This is a genomic window from Mesorhizobium sp. B2-2-4, from assembly GCF_006442375.1.
In the GTDB taxonomy this organism is placed as follows: domain Bacteria; phylum Pseudomonadota; class Alphaproteobacteria; order Rhizobiales; family Rhizobiaceae; genus Mesorhizobium.
This window is the reverse complement of sequence record NZ_VFWB01000002.1, coordinates 13,085-32,804: the sequence shown is the minus strand read 5'-3', so window position 1 is coordinate 32,804 and position 19,720 is coordinate 13,085. Positions and strand designations below refer to the sequence as shown.

Here is a 19,720-nt window from a genome sequence, read left to right as displayed (position 1 = left end):
TCCATCCGCCTGCGGCAACGGCGGCAATGGCCCATTGCGTCCGCCTTTGCACGTCCAGCTCGAAGCACGTCCGGCAGCCGTCTTCCAGGCGTCCTGAAATGGCTCGGCCTCGCGTCTACAGTGGTCTCGGCACCGGTCCTGAGCGGGTGCAGCGGCTGGCAATCCGCACTCCACGCACATGGTGCGAATGCCCGTGCGATTCTCGATCTCCTCTGGTCTTTTGGCGCGGTGGCGACCATCACCTGGCTGCTCGTCATGCTGGCCCTGGCAATGGCGCTCTTCCATCAGCGCCGGGCACAAGCAGGACCCCCGCCGCTGGTCATCGACAGCCATCAGGAGCACAGGTTTAGCCGCGCAGTCGGAAGCGCCGTCGCGGCGACCGTGCTGGTTCTCGCCGCGCTGACGATAACGAGCTTCTTCGCCGGCAAATCCATTGCCTCGCTGGGCGGAAAGGAGACGCTCACCATCCGCATCACAGGGCATCAATGGTGGTGGGAAATACGCTATCCCAACGATGATCGGTCGCGCATGATTGTCACGGCGAACGAGATCCATCTTCCCGTCGGCGAACGGGTAAAGGTGGAACTCGATTCGACCGATGTCATTCACAGCTTCTGGGTGCCAAGCCTCGCCGGTAAAAGGGACCTCATTCCGGGCCGGCCGAGCGAGATCACCCTCATTGCCGACAGGCCTGGTATCTATCGCGGCCAGTGCGCCGAGTTCTGCGGCTACCAGCATGCTCACATGGCCGTCACCGTCATCGCGGAAAGCCGCGAAGCGTTCGAGGCATGGCGGTCCAGACAAGACGCCGCCGCCATCGCGCCTGCCAGCGAGGAGGAACGCCGCGGCCAGCGGGCTTTTCTTTCCACCGGTTGCGCGCTCTGCCACACGATAAGGGGGACGCCGGCCAAGGGAGCGGTCGGGCCCGACCTTACCCATCTCGCACACCGGCGTGCATTGGCCGCCGACACGCTGGCCATGACACCCGGCGCGCTCGCCGCGTGGATCGCCGATCCGCAATCCATAAAACCCGGCGCGAAGATGCCGCGCATTGCTCTCAGCGCCGACGATCTTCGTGCGGTCGTCGCCTATCTTGGAAGTCTTGAATGAGTGGCGTTGCCAGGAAGACGGCTAGGCGAAAACAGGAAGCGGCCCTGAAAGGCATCCGCGACACCGGGCTCGACGAGGCAAGACTGCACGACTATCTGGCGCATGCCTGGCGGACGCCGAACGGCCTCTATGGTTGGCTGGTCACGGTCGACCACAAGCTGATCGCCCGGCGCTATATGGTGACGGCCTTCCTGTTCCTCGCCCTTGCAGGCCTGTCGGCACTTGCCATGCGGTTCCAGCTTGCCACGCCGGAGGCACGCCATATCGGCCCCGATCTCTACAACCAGCTCTTCACCATGCATGGCACGACGATGATGTTCCTGTTCGCCGTACCGGTCATGGAAGCGTTCGCCATCTACCTGGTGCCGCTGATGATCGGCACCCGAAACGTCGCCTTCCCGCGGCTCAACGCCTTCAGCTACTGGGTCTATCTCTCCGGTGGGTTGATGATCTGGATCGCCTTCGCTTTCGACACCGGCGCGGATGCCGGCTGGTTTTCCTACGTGCCGCTCGCCGGACCTGAATATGGGATCGGCAAGCGCCCCGATTTCTGGGCGCAGATGGTGACCTACACCGAAGTGTCCGCACTCGCGGTCGCCGTCGAGATCATCGCGACTGTGTTCAAGCAGCGCGCCCCTGGCATGTCGCTCGATCGCATCCCGCTCTATGTCTGGTCAGTCCTCGTCATGGCTTTCATCATATTGTTCGCCATGCCCGCGGTGATGGTGTCGAGCACCATGCTGATCCTCGACCGGCTGGTCGGCACCAGGTTCTTCGACCCGGCGGCGGGGGGCGACGCACTGCTCTGGCAGCACCTGTTCTGGTTCTTCGGCCACCCGGAGGTCTATATCATCTTCATTCCCGCGACCGGCTTCGTCTCGGCTATCCTGCCGAGCTTCGTGCGCCGTCCGGTCTTTGGCTATCTCGGGATCGTGCTGTCGCTGGTTGCGATCGGCTTCCTATCCTTTGGACTATGGGTGCACCATATGTTCGCCACGGGCCTGCCGCAGCTCGGCGAAAGCTTCTTCACCGCCTCCTCGATGATGATCGCCATTCCGAGCGGCATCCAGATCTTCTGCTGGATCGCGACGATCTGGGGCGGCCGGCCGATTTTTGCCACGCCGCTGCTTTTCGTGCTCGGCTTCATCTTCACCTTCGTGATCGGCGGGCTGACCGGGGTCATGGTCGCCTCGGTGCCGCTCGACCTGCAGGTGCACGATACCTATTTCGTCGTCGCACATTTCCACTATGTGCTGGTCGGAGGCGCCGTCTTCCCCCTGCTCGGCGCCGTCTACTACTGGTTTCCCAAGATCACCGGCCGCATGCTGTCCGAGAGGCTCGGCCGCTGGAATTTCTGGCTTGTCTTCATCGGCTTCAATCTCACCTTCTTCCCGATGCACATCCTTGGCTTGCAAGGCATGCCGCGGCGCGTCTACACCTATCCGCCGGCGAGCGGCTGGGGCGGCACGAACCTGTTCATCAGCATCTCGTCGCTGGTGGTGTTCGCCGGCTTCGCGCTTCTCGTCCTGAACATGCTGCTCAGCCTTCGCAACGGTCGCCTCGCGGGAGACAATCCCTGGGGGGCGAGCACACTGGAATGGGCAACGACGTCACCGCCGGCTTCCTACGATTTTTCGCGCCTGCCAGTGGTGACCCATCGCGAGCCGCTCTGGGCCGAACCCGACATACTCCCGGTGGTCGAGGGCCTGCGCGTCGATGCGCGCGAAGTGCTTGCCGGCACGGTCGCCGATGCGGTGCCGCAACTGCGCGTGCCATCGGCCGACAACTCGATCTGGCCGCTGCTCTCGGCCGTCGCCGTGGGTGGCGCGTTTCTGGGCTCGATTTACACGCCATGGGCGGTGGTCTGGGGCGCGATACCGGTCTCGATCGGCTTTATCTGCTGGTTCTGGCCGAAAGGCGAGCCGGAGGACGAAGAATGAGACACTGGCCAACCGTCGACGTCAGCCACCTGCCCACCTATGATTTTGGATCGGCAAGCCCGATCTGGTGGGGAACGGTGGCCTTCATCACCCTTGAAGCAACCGGTTTTGCCCTGGCGATCGGCACCTATTTCTACCTGGCTGTGCAGGCGCGGCATTGGCCGATCGGAGCGCCAGCACCCGACCTCCTGCCGGGCACGGCAATATTGATCATTCTGCTTGCCAGCGCCGTCCCCAACCGTCTGATCGATCTTTGGGCGCGGCGGCAGGACCTTGTGAAGGTGCGCATCGGCATCGTCGTCATGTCGATCGCCGGAATTCTTCCCCTGATCGTGCGCATCTGGGAATTTCCCGCGCTCCGGATCTCCTGGGACCAGAACGCCTACGGGTCGATCGTCTGGTTCCTGCTCGGCCTGCACACGACACACCTCCTCACCGATGTCGGGGACACGATCGTGCTCGCCGTTCTCATGTTCACCAAGAAAGGCAACACCGGACGCCACTTCAGCGACGTGTCGGACAATGCCTTCTACTGGGACTTCGTGGTCGTCTCATGGGTCGTGCTCTATCTCGTAATCTACTGGGTTCCGAGGATGTAACATGCAGGCGATCCGCACGGGCGTTTCCTGGGCAGGCATGGCCACCGGACCAACGGCGTGGGCGATATCGCTGCAGCTCGACTATTCAATCGCATATTGGCAATGCGACGCCGGGTTTCAGCCCACTGTTCTGTTCTCGCTGACAGGCGCCGCCGTCGCGGCGCTGGGCGTCCTGTTGTCATGGCGCGCCGTTCATGATCCAGGGCACGGCACGAGCCCGCCCCTGAAGGCGCGCACGCGCGCGTTTCTGGCCAGGACTTCGGTAGGCATCGGGGCCCTGTTCACGCTCGTCATGCTGGCGCAAATGGCGGCCGGATTGATCTTCAGCGGATGCGAACTGTGACTGTGCAGCGGAGCCGACGAGCGGTCATCCGCCCTGGGCAGCGTTTGCGTTGGCCTGCTGCAAGCGTTCCGTTCCTCGCCGTTCTCCTACGAATCGCGGCCGTCATGGCGTCGCTGGCGCCTGGCACGCCGCTGCGGGCGAACGAGATCCAGAAAGGCGAATATCTTGCCCGAGCCGCCGATTGCGTCGGCTGCCACACGTCCAATCCGAGCCGGCCTTTCGCCGGAGGCTATCGGGTGCCGACGCCGTTCGGCGATGTCTATTCCACCAACATCACACCGGACCCCGACACAGGCATCGGGCGCTATTCCGCCGACGAATTCGTGCGAGCCGTGCAGAAAGGCGTCAGACGCGACGGGGCCGATCTCTATCCCGCCATGCCATATGACAGCTTCGTCGGGATGAACCGCGAGGATGTGCTCGCGATCCGAGCCTACCTGCTCACGACCGCGCCGATTTCTCAGCCGTCGCCGCCAAACATACTGCCCTTTCCATTTAACCAGCGCTGGACGCTCTGGTTGTGGAAACTTGCCAACCTCCACGCCGGCGGCTTCGGACCAGATCCAAGCCGAACCGGCGCATGGAACAGGGGCGCCTACTTGGTGGAGGTGCTTGGCCACTGCGGCGCCTGCCACACTCCAAGGAATACGACGTTCGGCATGGATGAAGATCGCAAGCTTGCCGGCGGCAGCGCCGGTATCTGGCAGGCGTTCAACATCAGCGGCGACAAGATCGCGGGCATAGGCGGCTGGAGCGATGAGGAGCTGTTTCGGTTTCTCAAGACCGGCGCCATGCCTGGAAAGGCATATGCGGGCGGTCCGATGGCGGAAACGGTCATGAACAGCCTGCAATATCTTTCGGACGACGACATTCATGCCATCGTCGCCTATCTCAGGACCGTGCCCGCCCAATCGGGAGACGAGAAGCGGCCGCGCTTCGCGTGGACCAATCCGCCCGCAGCCGCCCGCGATGCCGGGACGAAGACCAGCGTGGAGGGCAGCGGGGTCGCGGTGGGCGACGATCTCTACCGGTCGCTCTGCTCGGGATGTCATGGCCTGAATGGAGGCGGATCGGCGGATGGCACCTATCCATCACTGACCAACAACAGCACTCTCGGCGTAACCTCGCCTGAGAATGTCGTCATGACCATCCTTGAAGGCGTCAAGGCAGGCGGCGTCGCGGGCCGCAAATCGATGGCGGCCTTTGACGGCTGGCTGGACGACGGCCAGGTGGCGGCCCTTGCAAACTATGTGACAGCGCGCTTCGGAAACCCGCAAGTCAGCGTCACGGCAGCCGATGTGCGCCAGATGCGGGCAGGCTCGACGACAGAGCAGACGGTGCTGGTTCTGGCGGCCCAGGCGCTGGTGGCGGGCGGCATCGTATTTGCGCTTGGTCTGGCGCTTCTGCTCGCCAGACGCCTTCGCCTGAGAATGCACCAGAGGCATCTCATATTCGTGTCGAGGGGCAGGCCATGAGACGGTGTGCCGAAGCGTGGTGTACCTGTTCCGCCTTTCCGTGCAACGATGAACTGCCTCAGCTTGATATCTCGACCGAGCCCTTCTGAGAGGAACTCCCGGCAGCGCCGCGAGGGGCGCGAAAGACGTCCGCCAGCCAATCGATGAACACCCTGATCCGCGAAGACAGATGGCGGCTCTGGGGATAGAGCACGGATACGGGTATCGGCGGTGGTGGGAAGGTTTCCAGTATCGGAACCAATTCCCCGGTGGCGATCTGATGCTCTACGCGATAGCGCGGGACCTGTATCAACCCGAGCCCGGCGACGCCGGAGGCCGTGTAGATTTCGGCGCCCCGGACGACGATATCGTAGGGCAGTGGAATTTCCCTTGCCGCGCCGTCCATCTCGAATTCCAGCGCGTACGGCTGCCCTGTCGCGGAGGCGGTATAGGCAACCATGCGATGGCCGCCGAGATCATCCGGTGTTGAAGGGACGCCGTGACGTTCAAGATAGGCTGGGCTCGCCAGGGTGAGTTGCTCGAATGCGGTTATGTGGCGACCGACCAGAGACGAGTCGGACAGTTCGCCGGCTCGCACGACGCAATCGACGCCTTCAGTGATGAGGTCGACCATCCGGTCGCCTTCGCTGAGGCTGAGCGAGATGCCGGGATAGCGCGTGATGAACTCGGGCAAGGCGGGCATGACGAAAAACCGCGCGATGGTCCCCTGCATATCCACACGAAGCGGACCCTTGGGTTCCGCATTCCTGAAGACGCTCTCCACCTCATCCAGGTCCGCAAGGAGCCGGATGCAGCGTTCATGGTAGAGTGCGCCATCGAGCGTCGGCCTCACATTTCGGGTTGTCCGTTCGAGGAGCCGAACGCCGAGATCCGCTTCCAGGCGCTGGATCGCATGGGTGGCAGTGGGCCGCGGAACCTGCAGGTCCCGCGAGGCCTGGGCAAAGCTCCCACGCTCGACGATCCTGACGAAGAGCCGCATGACGTCGATACGATCCATGACCATCTCGTAGTCGATTGTTATGGCTTTTGAAATGGTGATGTTGAAATCGGCTTTCTAGTGCTGGTTTTAAAAACGGCTATCTTCACACCATTCAAGTCCTCAGATCGACAGGAGTGAAGATCATGCCTTTCGTCAATTTCAAGGTCCCCGAGGCGGCGCTGAACCGGGCCCAGAAAGAAGAGATCGTCCATCGGGCCACCGCGATGCTCGTGGAATATTTCTCCGAGGCCGCTCGGCCGCATACCATGGTCCTGATCGAGGAGGTCAAGGACGGCGGTTACGCCCGCGCCGACGAGGTCTTCGTGATCCCGCAGGAATATCGAGCGAAGGATTGATGTCGGCAACAACACGGCAAAGGAACAACGACAATGACCACCTCAACGAACAAAGTTGCGATCGTCACGGGAGCGTCTCGTGGCATTGGAGCGGCCATCGCCCGCCGACTGGCGAGCGACGGCCTCACGGTCGTCATCAACTTTGCAGGTAGCACCAAAGCGGCCGCCAAGCTGGTGGACGAGATCGAAAAGGCCGGCGGTCGGGCCACCTCCTTCCAGGCCGATGTCAGCGACCCCCAAGCTGTGAGACGGATGTTCGATTCCGCCGAAGCGGCCCATGGCGGCGTCGACGTGCTGGTGAACAATGCCGGCATCATGAAGCTCGCACCGGTCGCTCAATTTGATGATGCGACTTTCGATCAGACCATCGCGATCAATCTCAAGGGCACGTTCAACGGCCTTCGCGAGGCGGCGAGGCGCCTGCGCGACGGCGGCCGCATCGTGAACTTCTCGACCAGCGTCGTCGGACTCTACCAGCCGACCTATGGCGTTTATGCGGCCACCAAGGCCGCGGTCGAAGCGCTCACCCACATTCTGGCGAAGGAGTTGGGATCCCGCGCCATCACGGTCAACGCGGTTGCGCCGGGGCCGGTGGCCACCGAGCTTTTTCTCGAAGGCAAGGATCAGGCTACGCTCGATCGTATCAAACAGATGAACCCGCTCGGCCGTCTGGGCGAGGTCGACGACATCGCGCGCGTCGTCTCCCTGCTGGTTGGACCGGACAGCGGCTGGATCAACGGCCAGATCGTCCGAGCGAATGGCGGGGTCATCTGAGGAACAGGATCATGAAGCAAGTCCGGCTCGGATAGGGGAAGGCTTTCCGTGAACGGGCTGCCTCGGACGGAGGTCGACAAGAGCGGCCTGATGGTCGCATGCCAAGGAACCCGATCGCGCCGTCCTCGTTGGGCAGGGATGCAGACCCACGCGCGCTTCATCATGCCGTCAACCGCGGCCACAAATGCTCGACATCGCCTTTCTGGAGGAAGGCGCGAAGCATGACACAGCGGCTTTGCTGCTGCACGGCTGGCCTGACGACGCTACCACCTGGGTTTCTGTCGCCGAGAGATTGTCCAGGGCCGGAATTCGCACCATCGCACCATGGCTGAGAGTTTCGGTCCGACCCGCTTCCTGTCGGATTCCTCGACAAGTCTCTGGATACGGAGGACGAGATGATTGCGAACTGGACTCTGCCTGAACGCTTCATCTACCGCGGTCATGCGATCGCCTGGGGCACGCTCGGCGAGGGACAGGCTGCGATCCTCCTGCACGGCTCGCCATTTTCCTCGCTGGTGTGGCGGCGAATTGCACCGTGGCTCGCGCGGCACCGTCGGGTTTCTATTATGATTTGCTGGGTTTCGGGCAGTCCGACAAGCCGGACGCCGACGTCCTGCATGGTCTTCAGAATGGACTTTTCGCGGCGCTGGTAAAGCACTGGGGTATAGAGCGCCCGGACGTCGTCGCGCATGACTTTGGCGGGTCTGCCGCGCTGCGCGCCCATCTCATGGACGGCATCGACTACAGCAGCCTGATGCTGATCGATCCTGTCGCAATCAGCCCGCAGGGATCCGCGCTGGTGCAGGCGGCCAAGGTGCACCAAGACGTTTTTGCCGGTCTACCAGCCTATATCCATGAAGCCGTCCTGCGCGCGTATATCGGTGCCGCAGCGAAGCACAAATTGCGCGAAGAGGAGATGCGGCTTTACCTCCAGCCTTGGCTTAGCGAGGAGGGCAAGAAGGCGTTCTGGCGCCAGGTGGCGCAGATGGACGACAAGTACAGCGAAGAGGTCGAGGACCGCTACGGTGAAATCCGCTGCCCCGTGAGCATTCTTTGGGGCTCCGAGGATGAATTTATCCCGTTGAAAGATGGTGAAGAACTCGCGCGGCGCATCCCAAACGCTCCATTCATTGTCGTACCGGATGCGAAGCATCTTGTTCAGGAGGACGCGCCAGAGGCTATCACCGCAGCCGTTCTCGACTTCTGGTACCGGGACGACCCGCGTCACGATGCAGCGCGGACGCCGCCGTTTTCCCAGCCTCGAAGAACGGCCGGGGCAGGCCCGCGGGCCGGAGCGAATAGATGAGCTGAAGCGTATCGCAAACGTGGCGATGTCTTGACGGTCGGTGATCGATAGCACCGCGTCGCCACGCGTGTGCGCGGCATCGTACTGGACGGTATCGAGGGCGCGCTGAGGAGGAGGATGGCGAGGTCAAATCCGGTCGACATGCAGGGCCTGCGAAGAGTGCGCTCGCTGTCAGCATTCGCATCCAGGAAGGGGCCGTCTGCACTGGCCCGCTTTGGTAATTTAGAATGTGTCGACCAAGGGACGAACGAAGCGCTCGAAATCCTTGTCGAGCGGCCAGAGCGGGCGCGGCGCGTGGATATAGGGGCGCCGCTCTGCCCGCGGCGTTGCCAGCGCGCCCGCATCGCAGACGATGACCTTGCCCGATATCGGCTCGAATGCCGCCCGGAAATGCTGCATCGATTTCAGGACCAACACGCGGCGAGCCGTCGGTTCTATCCCGAAAGCGCGCAATTGCTGAAGGTCGACCATCTGCTGCGCTTCTGAAACGACCAGGACTTCGATCCCGTCGACATCGATTACGGCGGTGGGTCCGAAACTATGGGTGAGCCCGCCTTGAATCGGTCCGTCACCGACATAGCTGCCCTCCGAAAGCCTGGTCAGCACACCCGTCACTGTTAGCGGGCCACCGCCGAAATTGGGGTCGCCCCTGCCGCCAATCGTCACCGTGACAGTCTCGCCTTGCCGGTGACGGTGCAATTCATTTGCCGCTTGAGGATCGATCATCGGCGCGAGTACCGCACCCTTTACTCCCGCATCAAGCAGGCCCTTCAACAGCGCGGTCGAGTCGCCGTAGGAACCGGCGCCGGGATTGTCGGCGTAATCGGCGATGACAAGTGGCTTGTCGCCGCGCCAGGCATGCGCCTCGGCAGCCGCCTCGTCGACCTCGATGAAAACATTGCGCTTCTTGGTCCGGCCCTGCCAGATCCTGTCCGCAAGTTCCTCTGTCACACGCATGGCGGCTGGCTTGGCGCCGGGATCACGGCTGTCATAGGTTGCGAGCACGGTGGGACCGACGCAGGACACGTCGGCGCCCGTGAAGGCTGCATTGACGGAAACCGCGAGCAAGCCCTCGGCCTCGGCCTCGCGGGCGCGGTCATAAAGGGCCAGCGTCTCGGGAATGTCGGTGCGGCCGGAATTCGCTTCGTCCAGCATCGGCACATGCGCCCTGACGGTCCGGGGCGCGATTTCACCTTTCATTGCGCGATCCAGGATACGGGCGGCATGCGCGCCGATTTCGCGCATGTCCACATGCGGATAGGTCTTGTAGGAAACAAGGATCTGCGCGTCCCGAACCATGTCTTCGGACACCATCGCATGAAGGTCGAGCGTTACCGCAACAGGAATGTCCGCTCCAAGTTCGGCCCGCAGAAGGCCTAGCAGATACCCTTCCCCGTCCGGGCAAAACTCAGGCACCATCGAGCCATGAAGTCCAAGCAGCACTCCGTCGAGGCGGCTCTTGTTCGAACGCGCTGCCTCCAGGACAATACCCGCGATGTGGTCATAGGCAGCTTTCGTCACCCGCCCCCCGGGCACGGCATGTGCCGAAATCGCGTGGATCACGTTCCAGCCCGCCGGTTCCGCCACATCCATGAACCCAGCAAGTTCGGTGTTGGCGTTGCGGCGGGCGCGGATCGCGTCGTCGCCAAGGAGAAGCGTGTCCACCTGAAACTGCGGCAAATCGGTGCGGAAGCGCGAGAACGTATTGCTCTCGTGCATGAATTCGCAGGTAAGGACGGTGAAGGTCATCGGCAATTCCTATTGCGCGAGGCGGACGCGATGACCGCGGCCGATCTCGACAAGCTCGCTTGACTCGGGTTCTTCGTCGGGGTCCGGACGGCGCGAAATGTCGGGCGAAAAGCGGGCGGCGTCTGGGACGAAGGCAGCATCTGGCAAGGCGCGTGCCCCGGTCAGGATCGCGTCGGGATCGGGAACCGAACCGATCAGGCGACGCGTGTAGGGATGCGTTGGGCGGCTGAAAATCGAATGCCAGTCACCCTCTTCCACCACGCGGCCGAAATACATGACGGCAACCCGGTCACTGACATGCTCGACCACGCTCAGATCATGGGAAATCATGATGTAGCTCAAGCCCAGCGTTTCCTGCAGGTCCATCAGCAGGTTGATGATCTGCGCCTGGATGGACACGTCCAACGCCGACACCGGCTCGTCCAGCACCAGGATCTTCGGATCGAGCATCAACGCCCGCGCGATGCCGATCCGCTGGCGCTGCCCACCGGAGAATTCATGCGGATAACGGTCGGCGTGATCGGGCGTCAGGCCGACACGGGTCAGCATCTCGGCGACGCGGTGGCTGGCCTCGCTTCCCTTGGCGATTCCATGAAGGGAAAGCTGCGAGGACAGCATGCGGCCGATGGTCTGGCGCGGATTCAGCGACGCATACGGGTCCTGAAACACCATCTGAGCGATGCGCGCGCGCTCCTTGCGGGCGGGAGCGCCAGGGCCTGTCAACGGCTTGCCCTGGAACAGGATTTTTCCCGAAGTCGGCTCCTGCAGGCCCATCACGGTCAGCGCGGTGGTGGATTTTCCGCAGCCGGATTCACCGACGATGGACAGGCACTCTCCCTCGTTCAGGGTCAGATTCACGCCCTGAACGGCACGAAGCGTCCGCTTTGGCCCCAGCAGCGAGCGACGCCGCAGCGGGAAATGGACGTTGAGGTCGCGGATTTCCAGAAGAGGCTGGTTCATGCGATCGCCTCCAGGCCAAAGCCGCGCGGCGTGGTCAGCGTCGGTGCGTCATGTCCACGCTCCTCGCTGGTCACGACCTGGTCCAGTTCGGTCAGGCGGGCTCGTCCCACCAGCGTTCGCGACCCCAGGCGCGGGCGCGCCGCGAGCAGGCCTCGGGTATAGGGATGCAGCGGATTTTCGAACAAAGCCTTGGTGTCCTGCTCCTCGACGAGCCGCCCCCGGTCCATGACCCCGACGCGCCGGCACATATTGGCGATCACGCCCAAATCGTGACTGACCAGCAGCACGGCCGTTCCTTCAGCCGTGCAAAGTTCGGCAAGCAATTCCAGGACGCCTGCCTGGACCGTCACATCAAGTGCGGTGGTCGGCTCGTCCGCAATCAGCAGGTCGGGACGGCAGGCCAGTGCAATGGCGACCATGACGCGCTGGCGCATCCCTCCCGACAGTTGATGAGGGTAGGACAGGGCGCGTTCCTCGGGCGCCGGCACACGAACGCTTTCCAGCGCCTCGACGGCTTTCCTGCGCGCATCCGACCACCCGAAGCCCCTGTGAACGACGAACATTTCCGCGATCTGACGGCCAATCGCCATCAGCGGATTGAGCGCCGTCATGGGCTCTTGAAACACCATCGCCATACGGTCGCCGCGTAGACGACGCCTGGCGCGGCTGCCAAGCTTCAACACGTCCTGGCTCCGGAAGAAGATCGAGCCGCCGGTCACCTCCAGCGGGCGTTTAAGCAACCCCATCACCGAAAGGCCGGTGATGCTTTTGCCCGAACCGGATTCGCCGACAAGTCCGTAAGTTTCCCCGGGCAGGATATCGAAAGACACGCCGTGAAGGATTTCCTTCCGCTTGCCGACGCCGATGCGCAGGTCGCGGATGGACAGAACAGGGTCGGGAAGAATGCCGCTCATGCCTGCCTGATCCTCATATGCGGATCCAGCATGTCGCGCAGCCCGTCACCGAGCAGATTGAAGCCAAGGACCGTGGCGAAGATTGCGAGGCCGGGGAACAGCGAGGCCCAGGGGGCGGTGCGGATCAGTTCGCGCGCGTCGGTCAGCATGTTGCCCCAGCTCGGCTGCGGCGGCCGGATGCCGACGCCGAGGAAAGACAGTGCAGCTTCCGCCAGAACCGCGCCGCCGATGCCAAGTGTCGCGATGACCAGCACCGGACCGACGATATTCGGCAGTATCTGCGTGCGCATGATATTGGCGTCGCTGAAGCCGGCCGCCCTGGCGGCCTGCACGAACCCTTGATTCTTGAGCGACAAGGTGGAGCTGCGGGCGATGCGGCAGGTCCAGGACCAGTTGGTCAGGCCCAATGCGATCAGGAGGCTTGGCAAGCCGGGTCCCAACACCGCCATGATGGCGAGCGCGAACACCAGGGATGGGATCGCCAGCATGACGTTGGTCAGCCCGTTCACCAGGTCGTCCCACCAGCCTCCGAAATAACCGGCCGAAACCCCAAGCGCCATACCGATGCACGAGTTGATCAACTGCGAAACGAGGCCGACGGTCAGCGACACCCTGGCGCCGTAGAGGATACGGGAAAAGACGTCGCGACCCTGCCCGTCCGTGCCCAAAAGATGATCCCAGCTCGGCGGCATTTCAGAATTCATCAGGTCGGCGTCGAATATCGGGTTGTACGGGGCAATCCAGCCGGCGCTGACAGCTGCGGCGACCACGAGCAACGCCAGCGCCAGCCCAAGGGCGAAATTGAAACGCAACCGCATGGATCAGGCCACTTTGATGCGCGGGTCGATCATGGCATAGGCGATATCGACCAGCATGTTGATGACAAGGAACCACAACACGATCACGATGACCGTACCCTGAACCACGGGAATGTCGCGTGCCGACACGCTGTCGACCAGAAGCGACCCGATCCCTGGCCAGGAAAACAGTTTCTCGATCACGATCGCCTGCCCCATGAGCGAACCGATCTGAAGGCCAAGCGTGGTCAGGATCAACACCAGCACGTTGCGGGTAACGTGACTGCGCACCAGACGCGGTTCGGTCAACCCTTTGGCTCGCGCCGTGCGCACGAAATCCGCGTTCATCACGTCCAGAACGCCCGCGCGGGTGGTTCGCGCCAGGAGCGCCATCGGCGATACGCCGAGGGCGATGGCAGGCAATATGATGTAGCGGATGCCGCCGGGCTGGTAGCCGAAGCTCGGTAGCAAGCCGAGCTGCAGCGCAAAGACGTACATTAGCAGCAAGCCTAGCCAGAATTCGGGAACCGACAGGCCGGAAACCGCCAGCATCATCGTGCCGGTGTCCAACACGCTGCCGGGCTTCAGCGCGGCCAGAAATCCCAGAGGAATACCGACCGCCGCGGCAAAGCCCATCGCCGCCAGCGCCAGTTTGATCGAAGGCCAGAGCCGCGGCTCGATCACGTTCCACACCGGTTCGCGGGTGCGGTAGGAAATTCCAAGGTCGAAATGCGCCAGCCCCCACAGATAGTCCCACAGGCGGACCGGCAGAGGCTTGTCCAGCCCGAACTGCTCGTTCAGATGCGCCATCACATCGGCATTCGTGGCGTTGCGCCCCTCCGACATCAGGCTCGATATGAAGCTGCCGGGGATAACGCTGAATATCACGAAAATGATCAGCACGACCGCCAGCAGGGTCGGGATCATCTGCAGCGTGCGACGAAAGATGAAGCGCGACATCCGCGAATCCTGCCTTTCAACAACTGGGCGCCATGCGGCGGGCGGGAAGTGGGCGCCATGCGGCGGGCGGGGCCGTACAAACCGGTCCCGCCCGCCAGCCATGCCATCGCGCTACTTGCGTGATGCGGGTGCGCTGTCGTCGATCCAGATGTCCTCGTAATCCTGGATCGCCAGTTCCGCGCCGTTCGGCTTCAGCCCGTGAACCCATGGCTGGTAGGCCATGACGGCCTTGTTGTAATTGAAGAACCAGACCGGAGCCTCGTCCTGCAGCAGGTTGTTGGCTTGCCTCAGAAGATCGTTCTGCTTGGCCGGATCGGTTTCGTTGCCTGCCTGCTCGATCAGCTTGTCGAAGTCGGCATTGTTGAACTTGACGTAGTTGCAGGCGGTTTGCGATGTCTTCGAATAGAAGCAGTTCAGATATTTCAGCGGATCCGGGCCCGACGAGTTCGACCAGATAAAGGCATCAAAATTGTCGGACAGGATCTTGTCGGACAGGACCGAGCTTTCCACCGGGTCGGTCGTCACGGTGACGCCCACCTTGGCCAGCATCGGGATGATCGCCTCGACGATCGGCAGGCCCCAGCTTTCGTTCGAGGTCGCGGTGACCGAGAACTTCAGGCCGGTCTCGAACCCTGCCTCCTTCAGCAGTTCCTTGGCCTTTTCCGGATCATAGGCATAGGGCTTGGCGTCCTTGTCGAAGGCCGGCGATGAAATCGGCAGCCAGGAGACCGCGGGATAAGCCTTGTTCTTCAAGAGTTTCTCGACAATCAGGTCCTTGTTGATCGCATAATTGATCGCCTGCCGGACGCGCTTGTCCTTGAATGCCTCGACCTTCGGATTGAAGCCGATATTGCGGGTGTAGACTTCGGCCACCTCAAGGATGTGATCCTTCAGCGCCGGATCTTGGCTGTAGGCCTCATACTGCACAGGGCCGAGAACGTTGGTATCGATCTCCGCGTTGCGGAAGGCGACGTCGCGAGCCGAAGCTTCGCCCATCAGCATGATGTCGAGCTTGTCGAGATGCGGCTTGCCCTTCTCATAGTAGCCGTCGAACTTCTCCAGTTCGACCTTCGAGCCCGCAACGTAATTGGCGAGCTTGAACGGGCCAAGGCCGTTCGGCTTGGAGGCGAGCTGATCCTCCGGATAGTCCTTGGAGTAGATCGGCGCATAGTTGGACATCAGGTTCCAGCCCGGATCGGCCAGGTTGATGAAGGTGATTTCGATGGTCCTGTCGTCGATCTTCTTCAACCCGGAAATATGATCGGCCTTGCCTGCCTGAAATTCGGCGACGCCGGCGATCTGCAACATCTGCTCGGCGCCCGGCAGGGCCTTCTTGGGATCGGCCAGACGGTTGTAGGACCAGATCACGTCATCGGCGTCGAGCTTGTCGCCATTGTGAAAGGTCGCTTCCCGGAGCTTGTAGGTATAGGTCTTGCCATCCGCCGACTTCTCTACCGTTTCGGCGAGGTCGAGCTCAGGCTTGCCGCTTTCCGGGTTCCATTTGTAGAGGGAGCGGTTGATCGCTTTGGCCACGATCTCGTCTTGCGTATGCGGTGTCGCCGTGATGTCCAGCGATGTGATGGAGTTGCCATAGGGCGCGGTGAACACCAATTTCCCCCCATCCTTCGGTGTGGCGTCCTGCGCCAGCGCGGCGGTCGCCGTCCCAAGCGCAAGCGCCGCGATCAAGCCAAGTCTGTTCAACATCCCTCAATTCCTCCCTGTGGTTCGTTGTTGATTTCCTGTCAGAGACGGGCCCAGCCGGCATTCCGCCTCAACTTCCTTCATGGACGATGCGCCCATCCAGAATTGTCATCTCACAGCGCGTTTCACGCAGGATTGTCTCCGGTGTGGCCGTCAGGAGGTCGTTGGAGAACACGGCGATGTCCGCGAGCATTCCAGGCTCCAGCCGGCCCTTCACCATTTCCGCGCCCTGGGAGTAGGCACCATGTTCGGTATAGGCGCGCAACGCCTGTTCGGGCGTCAGTATCTCGGAAGCGTCCATTACCGTGCCCTTGTGCGTCTTGCGCGTCAGCATGGCGTAGAGGTCCGGGAAGGGATTGGGCGAACAGACCGGCGAGTCGCTGCCGGTGGACGGCTTCATGCCGAGGCGATCCCAGGTTCCGATCGGATAGGAGCGCAACCCGCGCTCCGGCCCGAGAACAGAGACGTAGGCGTCGCCGAAATCATAGATGAAGGCCTGCTGCGGCGCAGGCAGGATGCCTGCCTTCAACATCCGCTGATTGATGGCATCATCGGCATAGCCGCAATGCTCGATCCGGTGCCGGTGCTTGTGATCCGGCCTGGCGGCGCGCACACGTTCATAAGCGCGCACGAGCTGGTCGATGGCGGCATCGCCAATGCCATGGCAGACCATGGTGTAGCCCATTGCGGTGTAGCGGTCGACCAGTTCGAACAATTGAGCGTCTGGCAGCATCCGGACACCGAAATTGTCAGGCTGGTCAATATATGGCTGGCGCATCCAGGCCGTGCGTCCGCCGGCCGAGCCGTCCGTGAATATCTTTACGCCGCCTATGCGGAACATGTCGCTGCCGACCCCGGTAACGAGACCCGCGGCATGGCAAGGCTCGACGATGGACGAACCGGGGTCGCCCAGAAGTGTTGCCCAGACCCGTACCGGGAGCCGGCCGCTGCGCTCGGCCTCATGATAAGCCTCGATCTCGGTCATACCGTCGATCTGGCCAGTGGCCGCGTCCATGCAGGACGTTATGCCGAACCGCAGAAGGTCACGGCCCCCCGCTTCGATAGCATCGAGTATCTCGGCGAAAGAGGGTGTCGGCTGGACGTCGTAGACGAGGGTCTGGGCGTTCTCAGCCAGCATTCCGGTCAGTTGCCCGGCCTCGCGCCCGATGAGGCCACCATCCGGATCTGGCGTGTCGACATCGATTCCCGCCAGCGCCAGCGCCAGCGAATTCACGACAGTGACATGGCCGCAGGCGCGCGTGACCGAAACGGGATGATCGGGTAGGGCGGCGTCCAGCTCCTTCACGGTCGGCATCAGTGCGTCGGGATAGCGGGTCTGGTCAAAACCGCGCGCGGTCACCCATGCGCCTTTAGGCGTTTCGGCGGCCCGTGCCCGCAGCGCAGCCATCAGCGCGTCGCGGGTCGGCGCGGCATCCGGCGTCGCATCGACCTTGCCGCGCAGGAGCCCCGTCGAGATCAGATGCAGGTGCGCATCGTTCAGACCGGGCATTGCGAAGCGCCCGGCCAGATCCACGACCCTCGTGCCCTTTCCGATCAGGGGCTTGATATCGGCGTTGGAGCCACTGGCCACGACCTGGTTGCCCAAGACCGCAATCGCCTCCGCGATCGGATTTCCGTAACCGGTCCAAATCTTGCCGCCATGCAAAACGAGATCGGCTTGGTTCTGCGAATTCATGCTGCCTTTTCTTCTCCCCGGCGTTCACGGACGTCGCCGACATACATTTGACTTTGAGTGGCATTCCGTTTCGTGTGCGGTCAGATTCTTCTCCCGCGCTCGACGTCACGTTCCCCTGCCACCGGCTCCAGTTGCCAGCTTTTTCGTTTTGCAGACGTTGGGGTGTCAGCGATCACAAGGCCAATTCGGTTTTCGCAATCAAGCATGCAAAATTTGCATAACATTGCAATTATAATGAAATATGCTCCCATTGCGGCTCGATCAATGCTCGAACGCAGTGGAGGAGAGGCCGCGTGGAAATCAAATGGCTCGAAGATTTCGTGACGCTTGCAGAAACCTCGAGCTTTTCGCGGGCAGCCGAAATCCGCAATGTCACCCAGTCGGCCTTCAGTCGGCGCATCAAGCAGCTTGAGACGTGGCTCGGAGCACCGCTCATCAGTCGTGCCACCATGCCGGCCGAACTGACATCGGCCGGACGCAATTTTCTTCCGATGGCGCAAGACGCCATCAGGATGTTCTATTCGGTGCGCGAGTCTCTGCGCCCGCCTGCGGAACAGGGGCTTGTACGCTTTGCGGCCCTTCACACATTGACCATCACGTTCTTTCCGGTTTGGCTGCGGGAGGTGCAGCGGAACACTCGCACCTTCGGCACATCCTTCATGGCTGACAGGGGTGGCATCGAGGCGAACCTGGCTGCACTGACCGATGGCGAAACCGACTTCTTCCTGACCTATGCGCACCGTGAAGTGCCGTTTCACCTGGATCGCGACAAGTTTTCTCATCTGGCTATCGGATCGGATCGGCTCATCCCGGTCGCGGCGCCGGAACTGCGCTTCGACAAGTCGACCGTGCCCGCGGCGGGCATTCTGGACAGTCCGGAAACGGCAAAGCGAGCTTTGCCCTATCTGGGCTATGGTTACAGCTCTTTCTTTGGTGTCGCCCTCGGAAAACTGTTCTCGAAGCACTCGCCGTTCCGGCGTCAGACAGTGCATGAAAGCACAATAAGCGCCGGACTCAAGGAACTTGCGCTGACCGGCGCGGGCATCTGCTGGCTGCCAGAAAGCCTCGTCGAGAACGACATCTCCAATGGAGCCCTTGTCATCTGTTCGAATGACAGCACATGGACGCTCGATCTCGAGGTACGATTGTATCGCAGCTCGGAGAAGACGCGAAGCACCATGGTAGAGGCTCTTTGGCAATCATCCAAGACGCTGGCGCAAACGTTGAGGCCCGCCGCGCCAGCCGCGGGCACGGCGACCTTCAGCTCTTCATGAAGCGGAAGGCGCGCAGCACCTCGAAATAGTCGTTCGATGCAAAGGCGACGGCACGTGGCCCGTGCCGGCGCACTCCGGGATACCAGGAGGCGCGATAGGCATCGACGGGGTTGCTGAATTCGATGATGATCTCGACCCTTTCCGGCATTGGCGGCAAAGCCTGCCGCGCCCTGTCGCGCAACGCCCTTTCAACGCCCTCGCATATTGCGCCGCGCGCCGCCGCAGGCGCCAGGGAGATGGTGGCCGCGCCGATGCCTTTGAGGGTTTCGACAGTGGCTATCCCCGGGACGAGGGCTCTGGCGTCGGCGCAAATGCCTTCGTCGCCGGAAAGAAATACCGAGCGCACGCCATAGCGCGCGGCGCACAACGCATTCAATGTGAATTCGGACGCTGTTTCGCCATTCAGGATCAGCCGCGATATTCGCAATGTCGATGTGTGTGCAAGCGGGTTGTCCTCGACGCCGGCCTTGGAATGGTAGCCGGTATAAAGCGCGGCATCGAAGCTTTCATCGATCCCGAACATCATTGCGTCCGGATGTCCCGACCAGCCCCTCACGATGCGCGCGAAAGGCGGCATGCGTTCGAGAATAAGGTTGCGCCCGCTGTCATGCGCATCCTTGATCATGATTTCGGTGGCGCCAGCGGCTCGCGCTCCTTCGCAGGCGGCCAGGACCTCCCCGGTCATCAGTTCGCGGAATTCCCTGTGGTCGGCATGCGTTCTTTCCGCCTCGTCCCAGGATTGAATGCCCGCGGTGCCTTCGATATCGGCCGAAATGAAAATCTTCAT

At 62.1% G+C, this 19,720-nt stretch carries 18 protein-coding genes; 9 read left to right on the top strand and 9 right to left on the bottom strand.

Translation table 11 applies throughout. The features are described from left to right. The first annotated feature begins 120 nt into the window (after nucleotides 1-120). From coxB to FJ959_RS05215, 5 genes are all read left to right on the top strand, one after another. The gene (gene coxB / locus FJ959_RS05235; RefSeq protein WP_224702949.1) at nucleotides 121-1,110 is read left to right on the top strand and encodes a cytochrome c oxidase subunit II; all 990 of its coding nucleotides are present in this window, start codon (nucleotides 121-123) and stop codon (nucleotides 1,108-1,110) included. Continuing rightward, nucleotides 1,107-3,050 (top strand): cytochrome c oxidase subunit I, encoded by a 1,944-nt coding sequence (gene ctaD, locus FJ959_RS05230; RefSeq protein WP_140628878.1) that lies wholly within the window; start codon nucleotides 1,107-1,109, stop codon nucleotides 3,048-3,050. The genes coxB and ctaD overlap by 4 nt, the downstream gene beginning before the upstream one ends. Beyond that, a complete protein-coding gene (locus FJ959_RS05225) occupies nucleotides 3,047-3,649 on the top strand; it encodes a cytochrome c oxidase subunit 3 (RefSeq protein WP_140515191.1) in 603 nt (200 codons plus the stop codon). The genes ctaD and FJ959_RS05225 overlap by 4 nt, the downstream gene beginning before the upstream one ends. Nucleotide 3,650: 1 nt before the next feature. Further along, nucleotides 3,651-3,992, top strand: a complete 342-nt coding sequence (locus FJ959_RS05220; protein ID WP_140525144.1) for a hypothetical protein — start codon at nucleotides 3,651-3,653, stop codon at nucleotides 3,990-3,992. Nucleotides 3,993-4,096: 104 nt separating this feature from the next. Then, complete coding sequence (locus FJ959_RS05215; protein ID WP_140525145.1) at nucleotides 4,097-5,467, top strand: cytochrome c; 1,371 nt, start codon at nucleotides 4,097-4,099, stop codon at nucleotides 5,465-5,467. Nucleotides 5,468-5,525: 58 nt separating this feature from the next. On the opposite strand, the gene FJ959_RS05210 is transcribed toward FJ959_RS05215, so the two are convergent. Continuing rightward, nucleotides 5,526-6,464, bottom strand: a complete 939-nt coding sequence (locus FJ959_RS05210; RefSeq protein ID WP_140525146.1) for a LysR family transcriptional regulator — start codon at nucleotides 6,462-6,464, stop codon at nucleotides 5,526-5,528. Between the two features lie 125 nt (nucleotides 6,465-6,589). On the opposite strand from FJ959_RS05210, the gene FJ959_RS05205 reads away from it, so the two are divergent. From FJ959_RS05205 to FJ959_RS05195, 3 genes are all read left to right on the top strand, one after another. Then, nucleotides 6,590-6,802: a 4-oxalocrotonate tautomerase family protein gene (locus FJ959_RS05205; RefSeq protein ID WP_140497359.1), complete on the top strand. Its 213-nt coding sequence runs from the start codon at nucleotides 6,590-6,592 to the stop codon at nucleotides 6,800-6,802. Between the two features lie 33 nt (nucleotides 6,803-6,835). Continuing rightward, on the top strand, nucleotides 6,836-7,576 hold the full coding sequence (locus FJ959_RS05200) for an SDR family oxidoreductase (protein ID WP_140628875.1): 741 nt from the start codon (nucleotides 6,836-6,838) through the stop codon (nucleotides 7,574-7,576). Nucleotides 7,577-8,111: 535 nt separating this feature from the next. Continuing rightward, entirely contained in the window at nucleotides 8,112-8,882 is a 771-nt protein-coding gene (locus FJ959_RS05195) for an alpha/beta hydrolase (protein ID WP_246679023.1), read from the top strand. A 222-nt stretch (nucleotides 8,883-9,104) separates the two neighbouring features. On the opposite strand, the gene FJ959_RS05190 is transcribed toward FJ959_RS05195, so the two are convergent. The 7 genes from FJ959_RS05190 to FJ959_RS05160 form a co-directional block, all read right to left on the bottom strand. Next, a complete protein-coding gene (locus tag FJ959_RS05190; protein WP_140525149.1) occupies nucleotides 9,105-10,631 on the bottom strand; it encodes a M81 family metallopeptidase in 1,527 nt (508 codons plus the stop codon). Between the two features lie 9 nt (nucleotides 10,632-10,640). After that, nucleotides 10,641-11,591: an ATP-binding cassette domain-containing protein gene (locus FJ959_RS05185; RefSeq protein WP_140628872.1), complete on the bottom strand. Its 951-nt coding sequence runs from the start codon at nucleotides 11,589-11,591 to the stop codon at nucleotides 10,641-10,643. Continuing rightward, nucleotides 11,588-12,505, bottom strand: a complete 918-nt coding sequence (locus tag FJ959_RS05180) for an ABC transporter ATP-binding protein (RefSeq protein WP_140628870.1) — start codon at nucleotides 12,503-12,505, stop codon at nucleotides 11,588-11,590. The genes FJ959_RS05185 and FJ959_RS05180 overlap by 4 nt, the downstream gene beginning before the upstream one ends. Then, the gene (locus FJ959_RS05175) at nucleotides 12,502-13,323 is read right to left on the bottom strand and encodes an ABC transporter permease (RefSeq protein ID WP_140497347.1); all 822 of its coding nucleotides are present in this window, start codon (nucleotides 13,321-13,323) and stop codon (nucleotides 12,502-12,504) included. Before FJ959_RS05175 ends, FJ959_RS05180 begins: the two co-directional genes overlap by 4 nt. Nucleotides 13,324-13,326: 3 nt before the next feature. Further along, complete coding sequence (locus FJ959_RS05170) at nucleotides 13,327-14,262, bottom strand: ABC transporter permease (protein WP_140628868.1); 936 nt, start codon at nucleotides 14,260-14,262, stop codon at nucleotides 13,327-13,329. Between the two features lie 111 nt (nucleotides 14,263-14,373). Then, nucleotides 14,374-15,966, bottom strand: a complete 1,593-nt coding sequence (locus FJ959_RS05165) for an ABC transporter substrate-binding protein (protein WP_140515182.1) — start codon at nucleotides 15,964-15,966, stop codon at nucleotides 14,374-14,376. Nucleotides 15,967-16,033: 67 nt separating this feature from the next. Further along, entirely contained in the window at nucleotides 16,034-17,659 is a 1,626-nt protein-coding gene (locus FJ959_RS05160) for an amidohydrolase (RefSeq protein ID WP_140628865.1), read from the bottom strand. Between the two features lie 293 nt (nucleotides 17,660-17,952). On the opposite strand from FJ959_RS05160, the gene FJ959_RS05155 reads away from it, so the two are divergent. Continuing rightward, nucleotides 17,953-18,933 (top strand): LysR family transcriptional regulator, encoded by a 981-nt coding sequence (locus FJ959_RS05155; protein WP_140628862.1) that lies wholly within the window; start codon nucleotides 17,953-17,955, stop codon nucleotides 18,931-18,933. Here FJ959_RS05155 and FJ959_RS05150 read toward each other — a convergent pair. Continuing rightward, nucleotides 18,920-19,720 (bottom strand): M55 family metallopeptidase, encoded by an 801-nt coding sequence (locus tag FJ959_RS05150; RefSeq protein WP_140628859.1) that lies wholly within the window; start codon nucleotides 19,718-19,720, stop codon nucleotides 18,920-18,922. The genes FJ959_RS05155 and FJ959_RS05150 overlap by 14 nt on opposite strands.

Bases quoted from the DNA above. Each gene is read 5' to 3' on its own strand.
- ctaD (WP_140628878.1), top strand. From the start codon at position 1,107: ATGAGTGGCGTTGCCAGGAAGACGGCTAGGCGAAAACAGGAAGCGGCC.
- FJ959_RS05225 (WP_140515191.1), top strand. From the start codon at position 3,047: ATGAGACACTGGCCAACCGTCGACGTCAGCCACCTGCCCACCTATGAT.
- FJ959_RS05220 (WP_140525144.1), top strand. From the start codon at position 3,651: ATGCAGGCGATCCGCACGGGCGTTTCCTGGGCAGGCATGGCCACCGGA.
- FJ959_RS05215 (WP_140525145.1), top strand. From the start codon at position 4,097: ATGGCGTCGCTGGCGCCTGGCACGCCGCTGCGGGCGAACGAGATCCAG.
- FJ959_RS05210 (WP_140525146.1), bottom strand. From the start codon at position 6,464: ATGGATCGTATCGACGTCATGCGGCTCTTCGTCAGGATCGTCGAGCGT.
- FJ959_RS05205 (WP_140497359.1), top strand. From the start codon at position 6,590: ATGCCTTTCGTCAATTTCAAGGTCCCCGAGGCGGCGCTGAACCGGGCC.
- FJ959_RS05200 (WP_140628875.1), top strand. From the start codon at position 6,836: ATGACCACCTCAACGAACAAAGTTGCGATCGTCACGGGAGCGTCTCGT.
- FJ959_RS05190 (WP_140525149.1), bottom strand. From the start codon at position 10,631: ATGACCTTCACCGTCCTTACCTGCGAATTCATGCACGAGAGCAATACG.
- FJ959_RS05185 (WP_140628872.1), bottom strand. From the start codon at position 11,591: ATGAACCAGCCTCTTCTGGAAATCCGCGACCTCAACGTCCATTTCCCG.
- FJ959_RS05180 (WP_140628870.1), bottom strand. From the start codon at position 12,505: ATGAGCGGCATTCTTCCCGACCCTGTTCTGTCCATCCGCGACCTGCGC.
- FJ959_RS05175 (WP_140497347.1), bottom strand. From the start codon at position 13,323: ATGCGGTTGCGTTTCAATTTCGCCCTTGGGCTGGCGCTGGCGTTGCTC.
- FJ959_RS05170 (WP_140628868.1), bottom strand. From the start codon at position 14,262: ATGTCGCGCTTCATCTTTCGTCGCACGCTGCAGATGATCCCGACCCTG.
- FJ959_RS05165 (WP_140515182.1), bottom strand. From the start codon at position 15,966: ATGTTGAACAGACTTGGCTTGATCGCGGCGCTTGCGCTTGGGACGGCG.
- FJ959_RS05160 (WP_140628865.1), bottom strand. From the start codon at position 17,659: ATGAATTCGCAGAACCAAGCCGATCTCGTTTTGCATGGCGGCAAGATT.
- FJ959_RS05150 (WP_140628859.1), bottom strand. From the start codon at position 19,720: ATGAAGATTTTCATTTCGGCCGATATCGAAGGCACCGCGGGCATTCAA.